The 17,582-nt window shown below is 66.1% G+C and carries 14 protein-coding genes; 6 read left to right on the top strand and 8 right to left on the bottom strand.

Going from position 1 to position 17,582, the window contains the following annotated elements:
• The first annotated feature begins 117 nt into the window (after positions 1–117).
• Entirely contained in the window at positions 118–1,593 is a 1,476-nt protein-coding gene (mltF, locus tag N7607_RS04160; protein ID WP_279864282.1) for a membrane-bound lytic murein transglycosylase MltF, read from the top strand.
• 81 nt (positions 1,594–1,674) lie between these two features.
• On the opposite strand, the gene tadA is transcribed toward mltF, so the two are convergent.
• Complete coding sequence (gene tadA, locus N7607_RS04155) at positions 1,675–2,160, bottom strand: tRNA adenosine(34) deaminase TadA (protein WP_279864283.1); 486 nt, start codon at positions 2,158–2,160, stop codon at positions 1,675–1,677.
• Positions 2,160–3,530: a multicopper oxidase family protein gene (locus N7607_RS04150; protein ID WP_279864285.1), complete on the bottom strand. Its 1,371-nt coding sequence runs from the start codon at positions 3,528–3,530 to the stop codon at positions 2,160–2,162. The genes tadA and N7607_RS04150 overlap by 1 nt, the downstream gene beginning before the upstream one ends.
• A 169-nt stretch (positions 3,531–3,699) precedes the next feature.
• Here N7607_RS04150 and N7607_RS04145 point away from each other — a divergent pair, with 169 nt between their 5' ends.
• Complete coding sequence (locus tag N7607_RS04145; RefSeq protein WP_279864286.1) at positions 3,700–4,431, top strand: DNA-formamidopyrimidine glycosylase family protein; 732 nt, start codon at positions 3,700–3,702, stop codon at positions 4,429–4,431.
• A gap of 56 nt (positions 4,432–4,487) precedes the next feature.
• On the opposite strand, the gene guaA is transcribed toward N7607_RS04145, so the two are convergent.
• From guaA to N7607_RS04130, 3 genes are all read right to left on the bottom strand, one after another.
• The gene (guaA, locus tag N7607_RS04140) at positions 4,488–6,065 is read right to left on the bottom strand and encodes a glutamine-hydrolyzing GMP synthase (protein ID WP_279864287.1); all 1,578 of its coding nucleotides are present in this window, start codon (positions 6,063–6,065) and stop codon (positions 4,488–4,490) included.
• A gap of 78 nt (positions 6,066–6,143) precedes the next feature.
• Positions 6,144–7,613: an IMP dehydrogenase gene (gene guaB / locus N7607_RS04135; protein ID WP_279864289.1), complete on the bottom strand. Its 1,470-nt coding sequence runs from the start codon at positions 7,611–7,613 to the stop codon at positions 6,144–6,146.
• Positions 7,614–7,839: 226 nt separating this feature from the next.
• Entirely contained in the window at positions 7,840–8,388 is a 549-nt protein-coding gene (locus tag N7607_RS04130) for a sugar ABC transporter ATPase (RefSeq protein WP_279864290.1), read from the bottom strand.
• 98 nt (positions 8,389–8,486) lie between these two features.
• Here N7607_RS04130 and xseA point away from each other — a divergent pair, with 98 nt between their 5' ends.
• The 4 genes from xseA to N7607_RS04110 all read left to right on the top strand — a co-directional run bounded on the left by xseA (position 8,487) and on the right by N7607_RS04110 (position 13,933).
• Positions 8,487–9,866: an exodeoxyribonuclease VII large subunit gene (gene xseA, locus N7607_RS04125; protein WP_279864291.1), complete on the top strand. Its 1,380-nt coding sequence runs from the start codon at positions 8,487–8,489 to the stop codon at positions 9,864–9,866.
• A gap of 93 nt (positions 9,867–9,959) precedes the next feature.
• Complete coding sequence (locus N7607_RS04120) at positions 9,960–10,781, top strand: M23 family metallopeptidase (protein ID WP_279864556.1); 822 nt, start codon at positions 9,960–9,962, stop codon at positions 10,779–10,781.
• 281 nt (positions 10,782–11,062) lie between these two features.
• Entirely contained in the window at positions 11,063–12,733 is a 1,671-nt protein-coding gene (gene leuA / locus N7607_RS04115) for a 2-isopropylmalate synthase (RefSeq protein ID WP_279864293.1), read from the top strand.
• A 144-nt stretch (positions 12,734–12,877) separates the two neighbouring features.
• A complete protein-coding gene (locus tag N7607_RS04110) occupies positions 12,878–13,933 on the top strand; it encodes an NAD(P)-dependent alcohol dehydrogenase (protein WP_279864294.1) in 1,056 nt (351 codons plus the stop codon).
• 49 nt (positions 13,934–13,982) lie between these two features.
• Here the strand turns inward: N7607_RS04110 and N7607_RS04105 are convergent, their stop codons facing one another.
• From N7607_RS04105 to der, 3 genes are all read right to left on the bottom strand, one after another.
• Entirely contained in the window at positions 13,983–14,774 is a 792-nt protein-coding gene (locus tag N7607_RS04105) for an amidohydrolase (RefSeq protein ID WP_279864295.1), read from the bottom strand.
• Complete coding sequence (locus N7607_RS04100; protein ID WP_279864296.1) at positions 14,762–15,910, bottom strand: pyridoxal phosphate-dependent aminotransferase; 1,149 nt, start codon at positions 15,908–15,910, stop codon at positions 14,762–14,764. Before N7607_RS04100 ends, N7607_RS04105 begins: the two co-directional genes overlap by 13 nt.
• A gap of 128 nt (positions 15,911–16,038) precedes the next feature.
• On the bottom strand, positions 16,039–17,505 hold the full coding sequence (der, locus tag N7607_RS04095) for a ribosome biogenesis GTPase Der (RefSeq protein WP_279864297.1): 1,467 nt from the start codon (positions 17,503–17,505) through the stop codon (positions 16,039–16,041).
• Positions 17,506–17,582: the final 77 nt, after the last annotated feature.

The following is a 17,582-nucleotide window of genomic DNA, read 5'->3' as shown; positions in this document are numbered from 1 at the left end:
TTCTAGCCTAAAGGACCCGCCGACGGCACCCTGAGCGCACAGGGTGCGGCGCATCTAGCAGAGCGCCGAAATACTGTCGAGATATGGCGCCCGTTGGGCTTTGCGTATACTGCGCCGATGTTTGCCCACATTGTGTTGCGCATCCGCACGACCGCCGGCTTGTTGGCGACCGCGATCCTCCTGCTGCTCGCGGGCTGCGATGCTTCTCCGGAAGCGGCGCAGCCCAGCACCCTCGAGCGGGTACAGGAGGACGGCGTGCTTCGCGTGGTCACCCGCAACAGCCCGACGACCTACTTCCAGGATCGTGCCGGCGAGACCGGTTTCGAGTACGAGCTGGCCAAGCGCTTCGCCGACAACCTGGGCGTCGAGCTGAAGGTCGAGACCGCCGACAACCTCGACGACCTGTTCACCCGCCTCAACCAGAGCAACGGCCCGGTGCTGGCCGCCGCCGGCCTGGTCGCCAGCGAGGGGCGCAAGGCCCAGGCCAACTTCTCCCGCGCCTACCTGGATGTCACCCCGCAGATCATCTACCGCGACGGCCAGCGCCGCCCCAGCCGTCCCGAGGAGCTGATCGGCCGGCGCATCCTGGTGCTCAAGGGCAGCAGCCACGCCGAGCAGCTGGCCGAACTGAAGAAGACCCTGCCCGAGCTGCAGTACGAGGAGTCCGCCGATGTCGAGGTGGTCGACCTGCTGCGCATGGTCGACGAAGGTCAGGTCGACCTGACCCTGGTGGACTCCAACGAACTGGCGATGAACCAGGTGTACTTCCCCAACGTGCGCGTCGCCTTCGACCTCGGCCAGGCGCGCAGCCTGGGCTGGGCGGTGGCCGCCGGCGAGGACGACAGCCTGTTGCGCGAGGCCAACCTCTTCCTCACCCTGGTCGAGGAGAACGGCAGCCTGCAGCGCCTCAAGGAGCGCTACTACGGCCACGTCGACGTACTCGGCTATGTCGGCGCGTACACCTTCGCCAAGCATCTGCAGCAACGCCTGCCGCGCTACGAGCAGCAGTTCAAGCAGGCCGCCGAGAAGCACAAGGTGGACTGGCGCCTGCTGGCCGCCATCGGCTACCAGGAATCGCTATGGACCGCCGACGCCACCTCCAAGACCGGCGTGCGCGGCCTGATGATGCTGACCCAGGCCACCGCCCAGGCCATGGGTGTGGTCAATCGCCTGGACCCCAAGCAGAGCATCGCCGGCGGCGCCAAGTACTTCACCCTGGTACATAGCGGCCTGACCGAGGAGATGAGCGAGCCGGACCGCACCTGGTTCGCCCTGGCCGCCTACAACATCGGCATCGCCCACCTGTCGGACGCCCGCAAGCTGGCCCAGGCCGAAGGCCTCAACCCGAACAAGTGGCTGGACGTACAGAAGATGCTGCCGCGCCTGTCGCAGAAGCGCTGGTACAGCAAGACCCGCTACGGCTACGCCCGCGGCGGCGAGACGGTGCACTTCGTGCGCAACGTGCGGCGCTACTACGACATCCTCAACTGGGTGACCCAGCCGCAGCTGGAAGGCGCCCGCGTCGCCGAGAGTGGCCTGCATGTGCCGGGCGTGAACAAGACGATTCCCAAGGAAGAGCCGACGCAGCTGTAGCCCGGATGCAATCCGGGAAACACGCCCGACCTGCTTCGACCTGGCAGCGACCAAGCCAGCCCTCCCAGGATTGCATCCGGGCTACTTGTCCCCGGCCCGCCGCGCCTTGAAGAAGGCACTGAGCATTTCCCCGCATTCCTGCGCCAGCAACCCGCCCTCGATCAGCACCCGATGGTTGAGGAAGTCCTGGGTGAAGAACTGCCCGCGGCTGACCGCCACGCCCGCCTTGGGCTCGGTGGTGCCATAGACCACCCGGTTGACGCGCGAATGCACGATCAGCCCGGCGCACATGCTGCAGGGCTCCAGGGTGACGTACAGCGTGCTGCCGGGCAGGCGGTAGTTCTGCACGGCCTGGGCGGCGGCGCGGATCGCCACCATCTCGGCATGGGCGCTGGGGTCGGAGGTGCTGATCGGGCAGTTGAAGCCGCGGCCGATCACCTCGCCATCCTGCACCAGCACCGCGCCCACCGGCACCTCGCCGCGCTCCGCTCCTTGGGCAGCCAGAGCCAGCGCCTGGCGCATAAAGCGCTCGTCCTGGCTGCGGTCGATGATCTTCGGTTGGCGCATCAAACCACCTCGATGGCGGCCATCAGGCCGGTTTCCATGTGATCGATCACATGGCAGTGGAACATCCACACCCCGGGATTATCGGCGACGAAGGCGATGCGCGCCGTCTCGTTCTTGCCCAGCAGGTAGGTGTCGGTGAAGTACGGCACGATGTCCTTGCGGTCCGAATCCAGCACCTTGAAGCTCATGCCGTGCAGGTGGATGGGGTGCTGGTACTGGGCCATGTTGCGCAGCACGAAGATGTAATGGCCGTCCTTCTTCAGGCTGGCGATCGGCCGATCGGCACAGGCCTTGTCGCTGATGTCCCAGGCCTGGCCGTTGATCTGCCAGTAGCGATAACTGCCACCGCGCTGCACATCGCCGGAGAGCATGGCCGCCCACTCGAAGTTGAAGCGCAGGGTCTCGGCCTGGCTCAGGTCCGGTTCGCGCACCGGATTGGCCGGCAGCGCCGGCGGCCAGTCGCCGGGCGCCTCGCTGCCGGCCACGCTCCTGATGGTCGCCAGACGCAGCGGCCCATTGCGCAGCGGCAGTTCCTGGCCTGCCGCCGGCACCTTGAGCGCCAGATCGATACGCATGCCCGGGCCCAGCCAGTAGTCCTTGCCCAGCGCGCGCGGTTCCACCGGGTTGCCGTCCAGCGCATAGATGCGTGCTTCGCCGCCCGGCAGGTTGAGACGGTAGGTGATGGTGCTGTCGACATTGATCAGGCGCAGGCGCACCACCTGCCCGGCCGGCAGCTCCAGGGTCGGCAGCGGCTGGCCGTTGATGGTCGACAGGCGTCCACGAGTGCCCTCGCGGGCCGCCTGGCGCGGCACCAGGAACTCGGTGAAGGCGCCCTGCTCGTCCACGTGCCAGGTCTTCAGGCATAGCGTGCGCTCGTGGGCGAAACCGCTCGACTCGCGCTCCTCGACGATCAGCGGGCCGACCAGGCCGCGGCCCAGCTGCTCGGAGCTGGCGGTGTGCGGGTGGTACCAGTAGCTGCCGGCGTCCGGGCAGATGAAGTCGTAGTCGAAGTATTCACCCGGCTTGACCGGCAGCTGCGAGACATAGGGCACGCCGTCCATGTCCAGCGGCAGGCGGATGCCGTGCCAGTGGATGGTGGTGTCCACATCCAGCCTGTTGATGAAGCGTACCCGCAGACGCTCGCCCTGCTTGCAGCGCAGCTCCAGGCCGGGCGCCTGTCCGCCGTAGGCCCAGGCCGGGGTCTGGTGGCCCGGCACCAGCTCCATATCCAGCGGCGCAGCGATCAGCTCGTAGTCATGGGTCGCCACATTCTCCGGACGCCCCAGCCAGTAGCGCACGCCTCCGGTGCCGAGGCCGGCGACGCCCAGCCCCGCCAGGCCGGCAAGTATCTGTCTGCGGGTAAACGACATGCGCCGACGACTCCTGAGAATGCGGGCCGACTATCCGGCCCTGAACGACATAGTTTCTCATTAACTGCAGGCGCTGTGTGCGGGCAAAGCCAAGGAGCGCGCGGCGGATTGCCGCAACTCTACGCGCGGGCAACGGGTCTACCGGCAAATCCCGACAGGAGCACACAGCATGCCCGAAGGCCCCAGCATCCTGATTCTGCGCGAGGAAACCGAGCGCTTCGCCGGCCAGCGCATCCTGCGTGTCGAGGGCAACAGCAAGGTCGACTTGCAGCGCCTGCATGGCCAGCGGGTGAAGGCCCTGCGCAGCTGGGGCAAGCATTTCCTGATCGAGCTGGAAGACGTGGCGGTGCGCATCCATCTGCTGCTGTTCGGCAGCTACCGCATCGACGAGCGCAAGGACGCGGCACCGCGCCTGAGCCTGGGCTTCGCCAATGGCGAGCTGAACTTCTACGGCTGCTCGGTGCAACTCCTGCAGACGCCACTCAGCCAACACTACGACTGGCGTTGCGACACCCTTGCCGATGAGTGGGACGCCGAGCTGGCCCTGGCCAAGCTGCAGACGATGCCCGCCACCCTGGCCTGCGATGCGATCCTCGATCAGCAGGTGTTCGCCGGGGCCGGCAACATCTTCAAGAACGAGGTGCTGTTTCGTATCCAGGTGCACCCGCTGAGCCCGCTGGGCGCACTGCCCGTCGACAAGCTGCGGGAGCTGGTGAGCGAGGTACGCCAGTACGCCTTCGACTTCCTCGCCTGGAAGAAGGCCTTCGTGCTCAAGCAGCACTGGCAGGTCCACCGGCAGAGCCGCTGCCCGCGCTGCGCCATCCCTCTGAGCAAGGCCAAGCTGGGGCGCACCCAGCGCCAGAGCTACTACTGCGAGCAGTGCCAGCTTCGCTACGGTTGAAATGCAAACGGGGCGAGTGTCTCCACTCGCCCCGTTCTGGCGACCCTAGCGCGGGATCACTCCCACTCGATGGTCGCCGGCGGCTTGCTCGACACGTCGTAGGTGACGCGGGAGATGCCGGAGATCTCGTTGATGATGCGGTTGGAGACCTTCTCCAGCAGCTCGTAGGGCAGGTGCGCCCAGCGTGCGGTCATGAAGTCGATGGTTTCCACGGCGCGCAGGGCGACGACCCAGGCGTAGCGACGGCCGTCACCGACCACGCCGACCGATTTCACCGGCTGGAACACCACGAAGGCCTGGCTGGTCTTGTGGTACCAGTCGAAGTTGCGCAGCTCTTCGATGAAGATGTGGTCGGCCAGGCGCAGCAGGTCGGCGTACTCCTTCTTCACCTCGCCGAGGATGCGCACGCCCAGGCCCGGGCCCGGGAACGGGTGGCGGTAGACCATGTCGTACGGCAGGCCCAGTTCCAGGCCGATCTTGCGCACCTCGTCCTTGAACAGCTCGCGCAGCGGCTCGACCAGGGAGAACTGCATGTCCTCCGGTAGGCCACCGACGTTGTGGTGCGACTTGATCACGTGGGCCTTGCCGGTCTTGGCGCCGGCCGACTCGATCACGTCCGGGTAGATGGTGCCCTGGGCGAGGAACTTCACGTCCTTGAGCTTGGTGGCTTCCTCATCGAACACTTCGATGAAGCTGCGACCGATGATCTTGCGCTTCTCTTCCGGATCGCTGACGCCAGCCAGACGACCGAGGAACAGTTCTTCGGCGTTGGCGCGGATCACCTTGACGCCCATGTTCTCGGCGAACATGGCCATCACCTGGTCGCCTTCCTTGTGACGCAGCAGGCCGTTATCGACGAACACGCAGGTCAGCTGGTCGCCAATGGCCTTGTGCAGCAGGGCCGCGACCACCGAGGAGTCGACGCCGCCGGACAGGCCCAGCAGCACCTTGTTCGAGCCCACCTGGGCGCGCACCGTGGCGATGGCGTCTTCGACGATATTGGCCGGGGTCCACAGGGCTTCGCAGCCGCAGATGTCGAGGATGAAGCGCGAGAGGATGCGACCGCCCTGCTTGGTGTGGGTCACTTCCGGGTGGAACTGCACGCCGTAGTAGGCGCGGCTGTCGTCGGCCATGGCGGCGATCGGGCAGCTCGGGGTGCTGGCCAGGATGTGGAAGCCGGCCGGCATGGCGGTGACCTTGTCGCCGTGGCTCATCCACACGTCCAGACCCAGCACACCGTCGGTGTCCACATGGTCTTCGATGCCGTCGAGCAGGCGAGCCTTGCCGACCACGTCGACGCGGGCGTAGCCGAACTCGCGCAGGTCGGAGCCTTCCACCTTGCCGCCGAGCTGCTCGGCCATGGTCTGCATGCCGTAGCAGATGCCGAACAGCGGCACGTTCAGGTCGAACACCGCCTGCGGCGCGCGCGGGCTGCCCGCCTCGTGCACGGACTCAGGACCGCCGGCGAGGATGATGCCGCGCGGGGCGAAGGCACGGATGTCGGCGTCGGACATGTCGAACGGGTGGATCTCGCAGTACACGCCGATCTCGCGCACGCGGCGGGCGATCAGCTGGGTGTACTGGGAACCGAAGTCGAGGATGAGGATGCGGTGGGCGTGAATGTCGTGGGCCATGGCCGTCTCTCGTAGCGGAATTCGCAAATGACACGGGGCTGATCAGTCAGCCCCGTGCGTTCTTCTATAAAGCGTCGATCAACCGACCCGGTAATTCGGTGCTTCCTTGGTGATCTGCACATCGTGCACGTGCGACTCGGCCATGCCGGCGCCGGTGATGCGCACGAACTCCGGCTTGGTGCGCATGTCCTCGACGGTGGCGCAGCCGGTGTAGCCCATGGAGGCGCGCAGGCCGCCCATCAGCTGGTGGACGATGGCGCTCATCGCACCCTTGTACGGCACGCGGCCTTCGATGCCTTCCGGCACCAGCTTCTCGGCACCGGCCGAGGAGTCCTGGAAGTAACGGTCGGACGAGCCCTGGGCCTGGGCCATGGCGCCCAGCGAGCCCATGCCGCGGTAGGCCTTGTAGGAACGGCCCTGGAACAGTTCGACTTCGCCCGGAGCTTCTTCGGTACCGGCCAGCATGGAACCGATCATCACGGCGGAGGCGCCGGCGACGATGGCCTTGGACAGGTCACCGGAGAAACGGATGCCGCCGTCGGCGATCAGCGGAACACCGGTACCGGCCAGGGCGGCGGCGACGTTGGCCACGGCGCTGATCTGCGGCACGCCGACGCCGGCGACGATACGGGTGGTGCAGATGGAGCCCGGGCCGATGCCGACCTTGACGCCATCGGCGCCGGCGGCGACCAGGGCCTTGGCGGCGTCACCGGTGGCGATGTTGCCGCCGATCACCTGGACCTCCGGGAAGTTCTCCTTGACCCAACGTACGCGGTCGATCACGCCTTTGGAGTGACCGTGTGCGGTGTCGACGATGATCACGTCGACGCCGGCGGCGACCAGTGCGCCAACCCGGTCACCGGTGTCGGCACCAGTACCGACGGCGGCGCCAACGCGCAGGCGGCCCTGGTCGTCTTTGCTGGCCAGCGGGTAGGCCTTGGCCTTCTCGATGTCCTTGACGGTCATCATGCCCTTCAGGTTGAAGGCGTCGTCGACGATCAGGACTTTCTCGATGCGGTGCTTGTGCAGCAGCTCGCGCACGGCTTCCTTGGTGGCGCCTTCCTTGACGGTGACCAGGCGCTCTTTCGGCGTCATCACGTCACGCACCAGGGCGTCCAGGCGATTCTCGAAGCGCACGTCGCGGGAGGTGACGATGCCGACCAGGTCGCCGTTGCTCAGCACCGGTACGCCGGAGATGTTGTGCTGGCGGGTCAGTTCGAACAGGTCGCGTACGGTGGCATCGGCCTCGATGGTGATCGGGTCCTTGACCACGCCGGCCTCGAATTTCTTGACCTTGCGCACCTCGGCAGCCTGCTGCTCGATGGTCATGTTCTTGTGGATGATGCCGATGCCGCCTTCCTGGGCCATGGCGATGGCCAGGCGCGCTTCGGTGACGGTATCCATCGCGGCGGACAGCAGCGGGATGTTCAGCTCGATGCCACGGGTCAGGCGGGTCTTCAGGCTGACGTCCTTGGGCAGGACTTCGGAGTAACCGGGGATGAGCAGAACGTCGTCGAAGGTCAGTGCTTCTTGGCTGATGCGCAGCATGGCGGGGCTCCCGGGAGGGAAAAATAAGAAGCGCGGCATTATACCTAGCCACCCGCCATCACTCAATGCGCGGTTTCGCCCGCTCAGAACCTGTTTACGATCTCGCGAGCTAGAGCAAAACGAGGGTGAAACGACCGAAGAAGCGCCGTTTACGAGTGGTAAATGAGCATTCTGAGGGAGTTTTGAACCTTGTTTGGCCGACGCTCAGCAGATCGTAAACAGGTTCTCAGCTCTTTACCTGAACCTGGGCCAACGGTTGCCCCAGGCGCTCGGTCAGCTCTTCGAGAAAGGCCGGGCGAAACCCCGCTGCGCCCCAGCCATTGAAGATGAAACCGAGGTTGGAGAAGGCGCAGGGCTGCAGGAACAGGAAGCCGTTGATGTCGTCTTCATGCCCGCATTCCGGGCAGGTGAAGTTGTCGGTCTGCCCGGGCATCCACTCCTCCAGGCTGGCGAAAAGCGCCTCGCCGATCTCCTGGCGGCACTCCGCGCAGCCGGCTTCCTCGAGGAAACCCTCGGTAGGCGTATAGATGCAGCGCTTGGTGACTATCTCCAGACCATTGAGCGCCTGACCATAAGGCAGCAGCTCGGGACGCTGGACGATCTGCCGCGCGCCCGGCGCGATGGCGTGGGCCATGCCACGCGCGCCACGGCCGCAGGTGGTCGGCAGTTGCTCGACGATGTCGCGCTTGATCAGCCAGCGCAGGATGCTCCAGGCCTTGGCCTCGTGGCCGGGCAGGCTGGAGATGCGCGGAACGAGGATGATCTGGTCGCTCATGGCAATACCGCAAGGCAAAAACGGCTGCGCAGCTTAATGACCACGCGGCACCGGTCAAGCGCCTATGGCTGTTTCAGTAAAGCCTTTATCATGCCGCCATGCTCAACGATCCCTTCCAGCGCCTCGGTCTCGACCGCGACACCCTCAGCGTCAGCCAACTGAACAACCGCGCCCGCCTGTTGCTGGAGGACGTGTTCGCCCAGGTCTGGGTCGAAGGCGAGATCTCCAACCTGGCCAAGCCCGCCTCCGGCCATCTCTACTTCACCCTGAAGGACAGCCAGGCCCAGGTGCGCTGCGCGCTGTTCCGGCAGAACGCCGCCCGCGTGCGCCAGGCGCTGCGCGACGGCCTGGCGGTGAGAGTGCGCGGCAAGGTCTCGCTGTTCGAGGGGCGCGGCGACTACCAGCTCATCCTCGACACGGTGGAGCCGGCCGGCGACGGCGCCCTGCGCCTGGCCTTCGAGGCGTTGAAAGAGAAACTGTCCGCCGAGGGCCTGTTCGCCAACGAGCGCAAACGCGCCCTGCCCGCCCACCCGCAGCGCATCGGCATCGTCAGCTCGCCGACCGGCGCGGTGATCCGCGACATCATCAGCGTGTTCCGCCGCCGCGCGCCACAGGTGGCTCTGACCCTGATTCCCACCGCCGTGCAGGGCCGCGAGGCCACCGCGCAGATCGTCCGCGGCCTGCAACTGGCCGACCGCGCCGGCTTCGACGCGATCATCCTGGCCCGTGGCGGCGGCTCGCTGGAAGACCTGTGGTGCTTCAACGAGGAAGCCGTGGCGCGCGCCGTGGCCGCCTGCGTCACGCCGGTGGTCAGCGCCGTCGGCCATGAGACCGACGTGTCGATCAGCGACTTCGTCGCCGACGTGCGCGCCCCCACGCCCTCGGCCGCTGCCGAGCTGCTGGCACCGGACAGCTCCGACCTGCAACGCCGCCTCGACGGTCTGACCCGGCGTCTGGCGCTGAGCCTGCAGACGCGCCTGAACCGTGAACAGCTGCGCCTGGAAAGCCTGACCCGGCGCCTGCGCCATCCCGGCGAGCGCCTACGCCAGCAGGCCCAACGCCTGGACGACCTGGACATGCGCCTGCGCCGCGCCTTCACCCAGCAGTCCACCAGCCGCCACGAGCGCCTAGCGCGCCTGGAAGGCCGCCTGCACGCCCAGCACCCGGGCCGCGCCCTGGCCCTGCTGCGCCAGCGCCTGGATAGCCTGGGCGAACGCCTGCCGCGCGCCACCCAGGCACGTCTGCGCGAGCAACGGCAGCAGCTGCAGAGCCTTGCCCAGACCCTGCATATCGTCAGCCCACTGGCCACCCTCGGTCGCGGCTACAGCATCCTCCTCGACGAGCGCGGCCAGGCCGTGCGCAGCGCCGCCCAGACCCGCCCCGGTCAGCGCCTCAAGGCGCGCCTGGGCGAAGGCCAACTCGATGTACGGGTCGAGGACAACCACCTCACCCCGGTGACCCTTTCCCTACTGGATTGATTTCTGGATAAACCCATGCCCGCCACTATCCGTAGGAGCGAGCTCTGCTCGCGAACATCAGCTACGAAGAAGCTTCGCGAGCAAAGCTCGCTCCTGCAGCGCCTACTTGTCAGCCTGCTGCTAAGCCTTGCCCTGCCCGCGCATGCCGATGGCTTTATCACCCGCCTGCTGAACAAGCCGGTCCCCGGCGGCGTCGCCGTGCTCGACCTTGGCGACGGCCCCGCTGCGCCGCAGGCCCGCTACCAGGGCAAACCGGTGCTGGTGGTGAAGGAGGAAGGCCAGCGCTGGATCGCCATCGTCGGCATCCCGCTGACGGTCAAACCGGGCCCGCAGCAGATCGAGGCGAACGGCCAGGCGCTGAGCTTCCAGGTCGGCGCCAAGCACTACCGCGAACAGCGCATCACCCTGAAGAACAAGGAACAGGTCAACCCGAGCCCGAAGAACCTGGCGCGCATCGAGCGCGAGCTGGCCGAGCAGACCCGCGCCTACCAGCAGTTCAGCGCCCGCCAGCCGAGCAACCTGCTGTTCGACAAACCGGTCAACGGCCCGCTCTCCTCGCCCTTCGGCCTGCGCCGCTTCTTCAATGGCGAGGAGCGCAACCCGCACTCCGGGCTGGACTTCGCCGTGGGCGCCGGCACGCCGATCAAGGCCCCAGCCGCCGGCAAGGTAACGCTGATTGGCGATTACTTCTTCAACGGCAAGACGGTATTCGTCGACCACGGCCAGGGCCTGATCAGCATGTTCTGCCATATGTCCAAGGTCGACGTGCAACTGGGCCAGGAGCTGCCGCGCGGCGGCGTAATCGGCCGCGTCGGTGCCACCGGCCGCGCCACCGGGCCGCACATGCACTGGAACGTCAGCCTCAACGACGCCCGCGTCGACCCGGCGATCTTTATCGGGGCGTTCAAGCCCTAAGTGCTCGCGCAATAAAATCCAGCATAAAAACTTAGTTCAGCAATATTTCTTTCATCCAAGATAATCAGCGCAAGCAATCCGCGTTTTTCGCACAAGCCTTGCCAGCTTTAACCTCCAGCAGTAGGGTTGTCAGCATGAACACGGCCCATACCCTCATTCTGCTGCGTCAACACGCCTGCCAGCGCCTGGTCAGCCCACGACTGCGTGGCTGAATCCCGCCTCCGACGCACACTTCGATTTCTCGATTCGCCCGGCCTGCCGCCGCCCAAGGATTACCCCCGATGACCATGCTCAAAGACCCTTCGAAGAAGTACCGCCCGTTCACCCAGGTGCAGTTGCCCGACCGTACCTGGCCGGACCAGATCATCGACAAGGCGCCGATCTGGCTGTCCACCGACCTGCGCGACGGTAACCAGTCGCTGATCGAGCCGATGGACGCCGAGAAGAAGATGCGCTTCTTCAAGTGCCTGGTCGCCGTGGGTCTGAAGGAGATCGAAGTGGGCTTCCCGTCCGCCTCGCAGACCGACTTCGATTTCGTCCGCGAACTGATCGAAGGCGGCCACATCCCTGACGACGTGACCATCCAGGTGCTGACCCAGGCCCGCGAGGACCTGATCACTCGCACCTTCGAGTCGCTCAAGGGCGCGAAGAAGGCCATCGTCCACTACTACAACGCCACCGCGCCGAGCTTCCGCCGAATCGTCTTCAACCAGGACAAGGCCGGCGTGGTCGAGATCGCCACCAGCGCCGCGCGGATCATCAAGCGCCTGGCCGCCGCGCAGCCGGAGACCCAGTGGGGCTTCGAGTACTCGCCGGAAGTGTTCAGCTCCACCGAAATCGACTTCGCCGTCGAGGTGTGCAACGCGGTGATCGGCGTGTTCGAGCCGACCCCAGCGCAGAAGCTGATCCTTAACCTGCCGGCCACCATCGAGTGCGCCACGCCGAACAACTACGCCGACCAGATCGAGTGGTTCGGTCGCCACGTCGCCCGCCGCGACAGCGTGCTGATCAGCGTGCACACCCACAACGACCGCGGCACCGGCGTCGCCGCCTCGGAACTGGCCGTGATGGCCGGTGCCGACCGTGTGGAAGGCTGCCTGTTCGGCAACGGCGAGCGCACCGGCAACGTCTGCCTGGTGACCCTGGCGCTGAACCTCTACACCCAGGGCGTCGACCCCGAGCTGGACTTCTCCGACATCGACGCCGTGCGCAAGGTGGTGGAAGAGTGCAACCAGTTGCCGGTGCACCCGCGCCATCCGTACGTCGGCGACCTGGTCCACACCGCCTTCTCCGGCTCGCACCAGGATGCGATCCGCAAGGGCTTCGCCCAGCAGGACCCGGAAGGCGTCTGGGAAGTGCCGTACCTGCCGATCGACCCGGCCGACATCGGCCGCGACTACGAGGCGGTGATCCGCGTAAACAGCCAGTCCGGCAAGGGCGGCATCACCTTCCTGCTCGAACAGGAATACGGCATCAGCCTGCCGCGCCGCATGCAGATCGAATTCAGCCAGGTGGTGCAGCGCGAAACCGACCGCCTCGGCCTGGAGATGACCGCCCAGCAGATCTACGGCCTGCTGCAGAGCGAGTACCTGCAAGCCGACAGCCCGTACGTGCTGAAGAGCCATCGCCTGCAGGAAGAGAACGGCATCTGCACCGTCGACGTCGACGTCAGCTACGAAGGCGAAGCCCGCCGCAAGCACGGCACCGGCAAGGGCCCGCTGGAGGCGCTGGTCGCCGCGCTGCCGCAGAACATCGAGATCATGGACTACCACGAGCACGCCATCAGCGCCGGCACCAACGCCCAGGCCGTGGCTTATATCGAGGTACGCCTGAACGGTGGCCGCCCGCTGCACGGCATCGGCATCGACGAGAACCTGACCACCGCGACCTTCCGCGCCCTGTTCAGCGCCCTCAACCGCGCACTGGCACAGACAGAAGTACAGGCGGCCTGAGCACAGCGCGTTTGAATCAGGGGGCTGCGGCCCCCTTTTTCATGCCCGCATCTCTGGGCATGGATTCGGCAGGATTGGGCAAACCAGCCCCGGCCACCCTGCTCTAACCTCTCCCTGGCTTACCGATTCGCCAAGGAGACCTCCATGAGCAAGACCCTCGCCTTCGCCGCCCAGGCCCCGCACACCCCGCTGGCGCCCGTCGAGATCCAGCGCCGCGCCGTCGGCCCGGACGATGTGGCCATCGACATCCTCTATTGCGGCGTCTGCCACTCGGACCTGCACACCGCGCGCAACGAATGGAACAACACCCTGTACCCATCGGTGCCGGGCCACGAGATCGTCGGCCGCATCACTGCGGTCGGCAGCAACGTCTCCAAGTTCAAGGTCGGTGACGTGGCCGGCGTCGGCTGCATGGTCGACAGCTGCCGCCATTGCGCCTCCTGCAACGAGAACCTGGAGCAGTACTGCGAGAGCGGCTTCACCGGCACCTACAACGGCCCGGTCTTCGGCGGCGAGAACACCTTCGGCGGCTACTCCCAGCACATAGTGGTCGAACAGCGCTTCGTCCTGCGCATCAGCCATACCGACCCCGCCCAGCTGGCTGCCGTAGCGCCATTGCTGTGCGCCGGCATCACCACCTACTCGCCGCTGCGCCAGTGGAAGGTCGGCCCGGGACAGAAGGTCGGCATCGTCGGCCTGGGCGGCCTCGGCCATATGGGCGTGAAGATCGCCGCTGCCATGGGCGCCCGCGTGGTGCTGTTCACCACCTCGCCGAACAAGCGTGAAGACGCCCTGCGCCTGGGCGCCAGCGAAGTGGTGGTGTCGAAGAACGCCGAGGAGATGGCCGCACACGCCAACAGCTTCGACTTCATCCTCAACACCGTGGCCGCGCCGCACGACCTCAATCCTTTCCTCAACCTGCTCAAGCGCGACGCGACCATGACCCTGGTCGGCGCCCCGGACTCGCCGCACCCGTCGCCGGACGTGTTCGGCCTGATCTTCAAGCGCCGCCGCATCGCCGGCTCGCTGATCGGTGGTGTCGCCGAGACCCAGGAGATGCTCGACTTCTGCGCCGCCCACGACATCGTCTCGGACATCGAGATGATCCCGATCCAGGCGATCAACCAGGCTTACGAGCGCATGCTCAAGAGCGATGTGAAGTACCGCTTCGTGATCGACATGGCCAGCCTGCAGGCCTGAGAAACGACAACGCCGGGCTCGGACCCGGCGTTGTCATCTGGGCGACCGATCAATCCAGGCTGAAGCCATCGGCATCCCGATAGGCCGGGAAGCGCTCGCGATAGGCCGCCAGCTCGGCGGCCGAAAGCCGCACGCGGAACACACCGCTCGCCTCGCCTGGGGCCAGCAGGGTCTCGCCCTGGAAGTCCAGCACTTGGGAGTCGCCACTGTAGGGGTGACCATTGCCGTCGCTGCCGATGCGGTTTACCGCAGCGACATAGCACAGGTTCTCGATGGCCCGCGCCGGCAGCAGACGGTTCCAGTGGTGACGGCGCGCGCCCGGCCAGTTGGCGGTATAGAGCAGCAGGTCGGTGTTGTGCGGGTCGCGGCTCCATACCGGGAAGCGCAGGTCGTAGCAGATCAGCGGTCGCACCTGCCAGCCCTTCACTTCCAGCAGCACCTGCTCGGTGCCGGCGCTGTAGTGCTTGTGCTCGCCGGCCATACGGAACAGGTGGCGCTTGTCGTAGTGGGACAGCGAGCCGTCCGGGCGCGCCCATAGCAGGCGGTTGCGGTAGCTGCCGTCGGCGGCCTGGATGATCAGGCTGCCGGTCACAACCGCATTGATGCGCCGGACCTGCTCGCGTAGCCAGGCGGTGGTCGGGCCGTCCTCTGGCTCGGCCAGTTCGACCGAATGCATGGAGAAGCCGGTGCTGAACATCTCCGGCAGCACCACCAGGTCGGCGCCACGGGCCTGTTCCAGCAGCGGCTCGAAGCGCGTGCGGTTGGCAGCGGCGTCGTGCCAGTCCAGCTCGCTCTGGATCAGCGCCAGTTCGAGGTCGGGCAATTGGCTCAGATCGCGCATAGTTTTTCCGCTGCCACGCGCAGCGTCTCCTCGCGTTTGGCGAAGCAGAAGCGCACCAGGCGCATCTCGCTCGGTGCCTGCCGGTAGAACACCGATACCGGGATGGCCGCCACGCCTTGCTCGCGGGTCAGCCATTCGGCCATGGCCACGTCATCCAGGTCCGGGCGGATGGCCGAGTAGTCGGCCAGCTGGAAGTAGGTGCCCGGTGCACGGGTGAAGCGGAAGCGCGAGCCGGCCAGCAGGTCGCAGAACAGGTCGCGCTTGGCCTGGTAGAAGGCCGGCAGCTCCTCCACATGTTGCGGACATGCAGCCATAAAATCGGCCAAGGCGTGCTGCAGCGGAGTCACCCCGCAGAAATTGACGTACTGGTGGATCTTGCGCAGCTCGGCGGTGAGCGCTGGCGGCGCCACTACGTAGCCGGTCTTCCAGCCGGTGACGTGGTAGGTCTTGCCGAACGAGCTGACCACGAAGGCGCGGGCGTACAGCTCCTCGTGGGCCAGCACGCTGGCATGACGGGCGCCGTCGAAGATCAGGTGCTCGTAGACCTCATCGCTGATGATGTGGATATCACGGCCACGGATCAGCGCAGCCAGACGATCCAGATCGTCACGAGTGAGCAGCGCGCCGCTGGGGTTGTGCGGCGAGTTGATAAAGATCAGCCGGGTACGCGGAGTGATGGCATCTGCCAGGCGCTGCCAGTCCACGGCGAAGTCCGGCAGGGCCAGCGGCACATGCACGCAGCGGCCGCCGGCCAGTTCCACCGAAGGCTCGTAGCTGTCATAGCAGGGATCGAGGACGATGGCCTCGTCGCCGGGATGGATCAGCGCCTGCACCGCGCAGAAGATCGCCTCGGTGGCGCCGGGAGTGATGGTGATCTCGCTGTCGGCATCACGCTGCACGCCGTAGCTGCGCGCGATCTTGGCCGCCACTTGCTGGCGCAGGGCCGGCAGGCCGGTCATCGGGCAGTACTGGTTGCGCCCCTCCAGCACATGACGGGCAACGGCCTCGCGCAGGGCCTGCGGGCCGTCAAAGTCGGGAAAGCCCTGGGACAGGTTGATGGCGCCGACTTCCGCGGCGAGCTGGGACATGCGGGTGAAGATAGTGGTGCCGACATTGGGCAGTTTGCTGGCGAGCATCGGGACTTCCTGCTGGCGTGGTGCGAGCCGCGAGGATAGCCGATGGCCCGCTCAGGATGCAGCAGCGACACCCATGAAAAAGGCGCAGAAGCCGAAGCTGCTGCGCCTTTGTCTGGAACGCGGGTGAATCAGCGCTTCTTGTCCTTGCGCTTCTTCTCGGCCTTCTTGTGGTGGCTCATCAGGCGGCGCTTCTTGTTCACCTGGCGGTCAGTGAGGGTGTTCTTCTTGCCCTCGTAGGGGTTATCGCCACCTTTGTACTCGATGCGGATCGGCGTGCCGACCAGTTTGAGCACGCGGCGGAAGGTGTTTTCCAGGTAGCGAGTGTAGGACTTCGGTACCGCATCGACCTGGTTGCCGTGGATCACGATCAGCGGCGGGTTGGCACCACCGAGGTGGGCATAGCGCAGCTTGATGCGCCGGCCGCTGACCATCGGCGGCTGGTGCTCCTGCACCGCGTCCTCGAGGATCTGCGTCAGGCGGCTGGTCGGCCAGCGGGTGATCGCCGACTTGAACGAGGCCTGCACCGACTTGTACAGGTTGCCCACGCCGGTGCCGTGCAGGGCGGAGATGAAGTGGATGTCGGCGTAATCGACGAAGAACAGCCGGCGCTCCAGCTCGGTCTTCACATAGTCGCGCTCGCCGGGCTCCATGCCGTCCCACTTGTTCAGGGCGATCACCAGGGCGCGACCGGATTCGATGGCGAAGCCGAGCAGGTTGAGATCGTGGTCGACCACACCTTCGCGGGCGTCCATGACGAAGATCACCACGTTGGCGTCCTTGATCGCCTGCAGGGTCTTCACCACCGAGAACTTTTCCACTTCCTCGTGGATCTTGCCGCGCTTGCGCACGCCGGCGGTGTCGATCAGCGTGTACTTTTCTTCGTTGCGCTCGAACGGGATGTAGATGCTGTCGCGGGTGGTGCCGGGCTGGTCATAGACCACCACGCGCTCCTCGCCGAGCATGCGATTGACCAGGGTCGACTTGCCGACGTTGGGCCGGCCGATGATGGCGATCTTGATGCCATCCTTCTCGCTCGGCCCGGGAATGCGCTTGGCTTCCTCACCCTCGGCGACGTTCTCGTCGAGGGCATCGTGGTCCTCGTCACGTGGGTACTCACCGAGCGTAGTCTCCAGCAGCTGGGTGATGCCGCGACCATGGGCACCGGCGATCGGCAGGGCTTCGCCCATGCCCATCGGGGCGAATTCGGCGCGGGCGATGTCCGGATCGATGTTGTCGATCTTGTTCACCACCAGGTAGCTGCGCTTGTTGCGCTTGCGCAGGTGCTCGCCAATCATCTGGTCGCTGGCGGTCAGGCCGGCACGTGCGTCGACCAGGAACAGCACCACGTCGGCCTCTTCGATGGCCAGCAGCGACTGCTCGGCCATCTTCTCGTCGATGCCCTCCTCGTCGCCGGTGATGCCGCCGGTGTCGACCAGGATGTAGCTGCGCCCTTCCCACTTGGCATCGCCATACTGGCGATCGCGGGTCAGGCCGGCCAGGTCACCGACAATGGCATCGCGGCTGCGGGTCAGGCGGTTGAACAGAGTCGACTTGCCCACATTGGGACGGCCCACCAGGGCGATTACCGGAACCATTGGGCTCCTCCACAGCTAAATCCAGAAAACACAAAGGCCGCTGCCGTAGAACGGCAGCGGCCGGACATTGCAAAACA

The sequence above is a fragment of the Pseudomonas sp. GD04019 genome (assembly GCF_029837695.1).
Classification (GTDB): domain Bacteria; phylum Pseudomonadota; class Gammaproteobacteria; order Pseudomonadales; family Pseudomonadaceae; genus Aquipseudomonas.
This window is presented reverse-complemented; position numbering and strand designations above follow the sequence as displayed.

Bases quoted from the DNA above. Each gene is read 5' to 3' on its own strand.
- guaA (WP_279864287.1), bottom strand. From the start codon at position 6,065: ATGGCCCACGACATTCACGCCCACCGCATCCTCATCCTCGACTTCGGT.
- der (WP_279864297.1), bottom strand. From the start codon at position 17,505: ATGGTTCCGGTAATCGCCCTGGTGGGCCGTCCCAATGTGGGCAAGTCG.
- mltF (WP_279864282.1), top strand. From the start codon at position 118: ATGTTTGCCCACATTGTGTTGCGCATCCGCACGACCGCCGGCTTGTTG.
- N7607_RS04150 (WP_279864285.1), bottom strand. From the start codon at position 3,530: ATGTCGTTTACCCGCAGACAGATACTTGCCGGCCTGGCGGGGCTGGGC.
- guaB (WP_279864289.1), bottom strand. From the start codon at position 7,613: ATGCTGCGCATCAGCCAAGAAGCACTGACCTTCGACGACGTTCTGCTC.
- N7607_RS04100 (WP_279864296.1), bottom strand. From the start codon at position 15,910: ATGCTCGCCAGCAAACTGCCCAATGTCGGCACCACTATCTTCACCCGC.
- leuA (WP_279864293.1), top strand. From the start codon at position 11,063: ATGACCATGCTCAAAGACCCTTCGAAGAAGTACCGCCCGTTCACCCAG.
- N7607_RS04130 (WP_279864290.1), bottom strand. From the start codon at position 8,388: ATGAGCGACCAGATCATCCTCGTTCCGCGCATCTCCAGCCTGCCCGGC.
- N7607_RS04145 (WP_279864286.1), top strand. From the start codon at position 3,700: ATGCCCGAAGGCCCCAGCATCCTGATTCTGCGCGAGGAAACCGAGCGC.
- xseA (WP_279864291.1), top strand. From the start codon at position 8,487: ATGCTCAACGATCCCTTCCAGCGCCTCGGTCTCGACCGCGACACCCTC.
- N7607_RS04105 (WP_279864295.1), bottom strand. From the start codon at position 14,774: ATGCGCGATCTGAGCCAATTGCCCGACCTCGAACTGGCGCTGATCCAG.
- N7607_RS04110 (WP_279864294.1), top strand. From the start codon at position 12,878: ATGAGCAAGACCCTCGCCTTCGCCGCCCAGGCCCCGCACACCCCGCTG.
- tadA (WP_279864283.1), bottom strand. From the start codon at position 2,160: ATGCGCCAACCGAAGATCATCGACCGCAGCCAGGACGAGCGCTTTATG.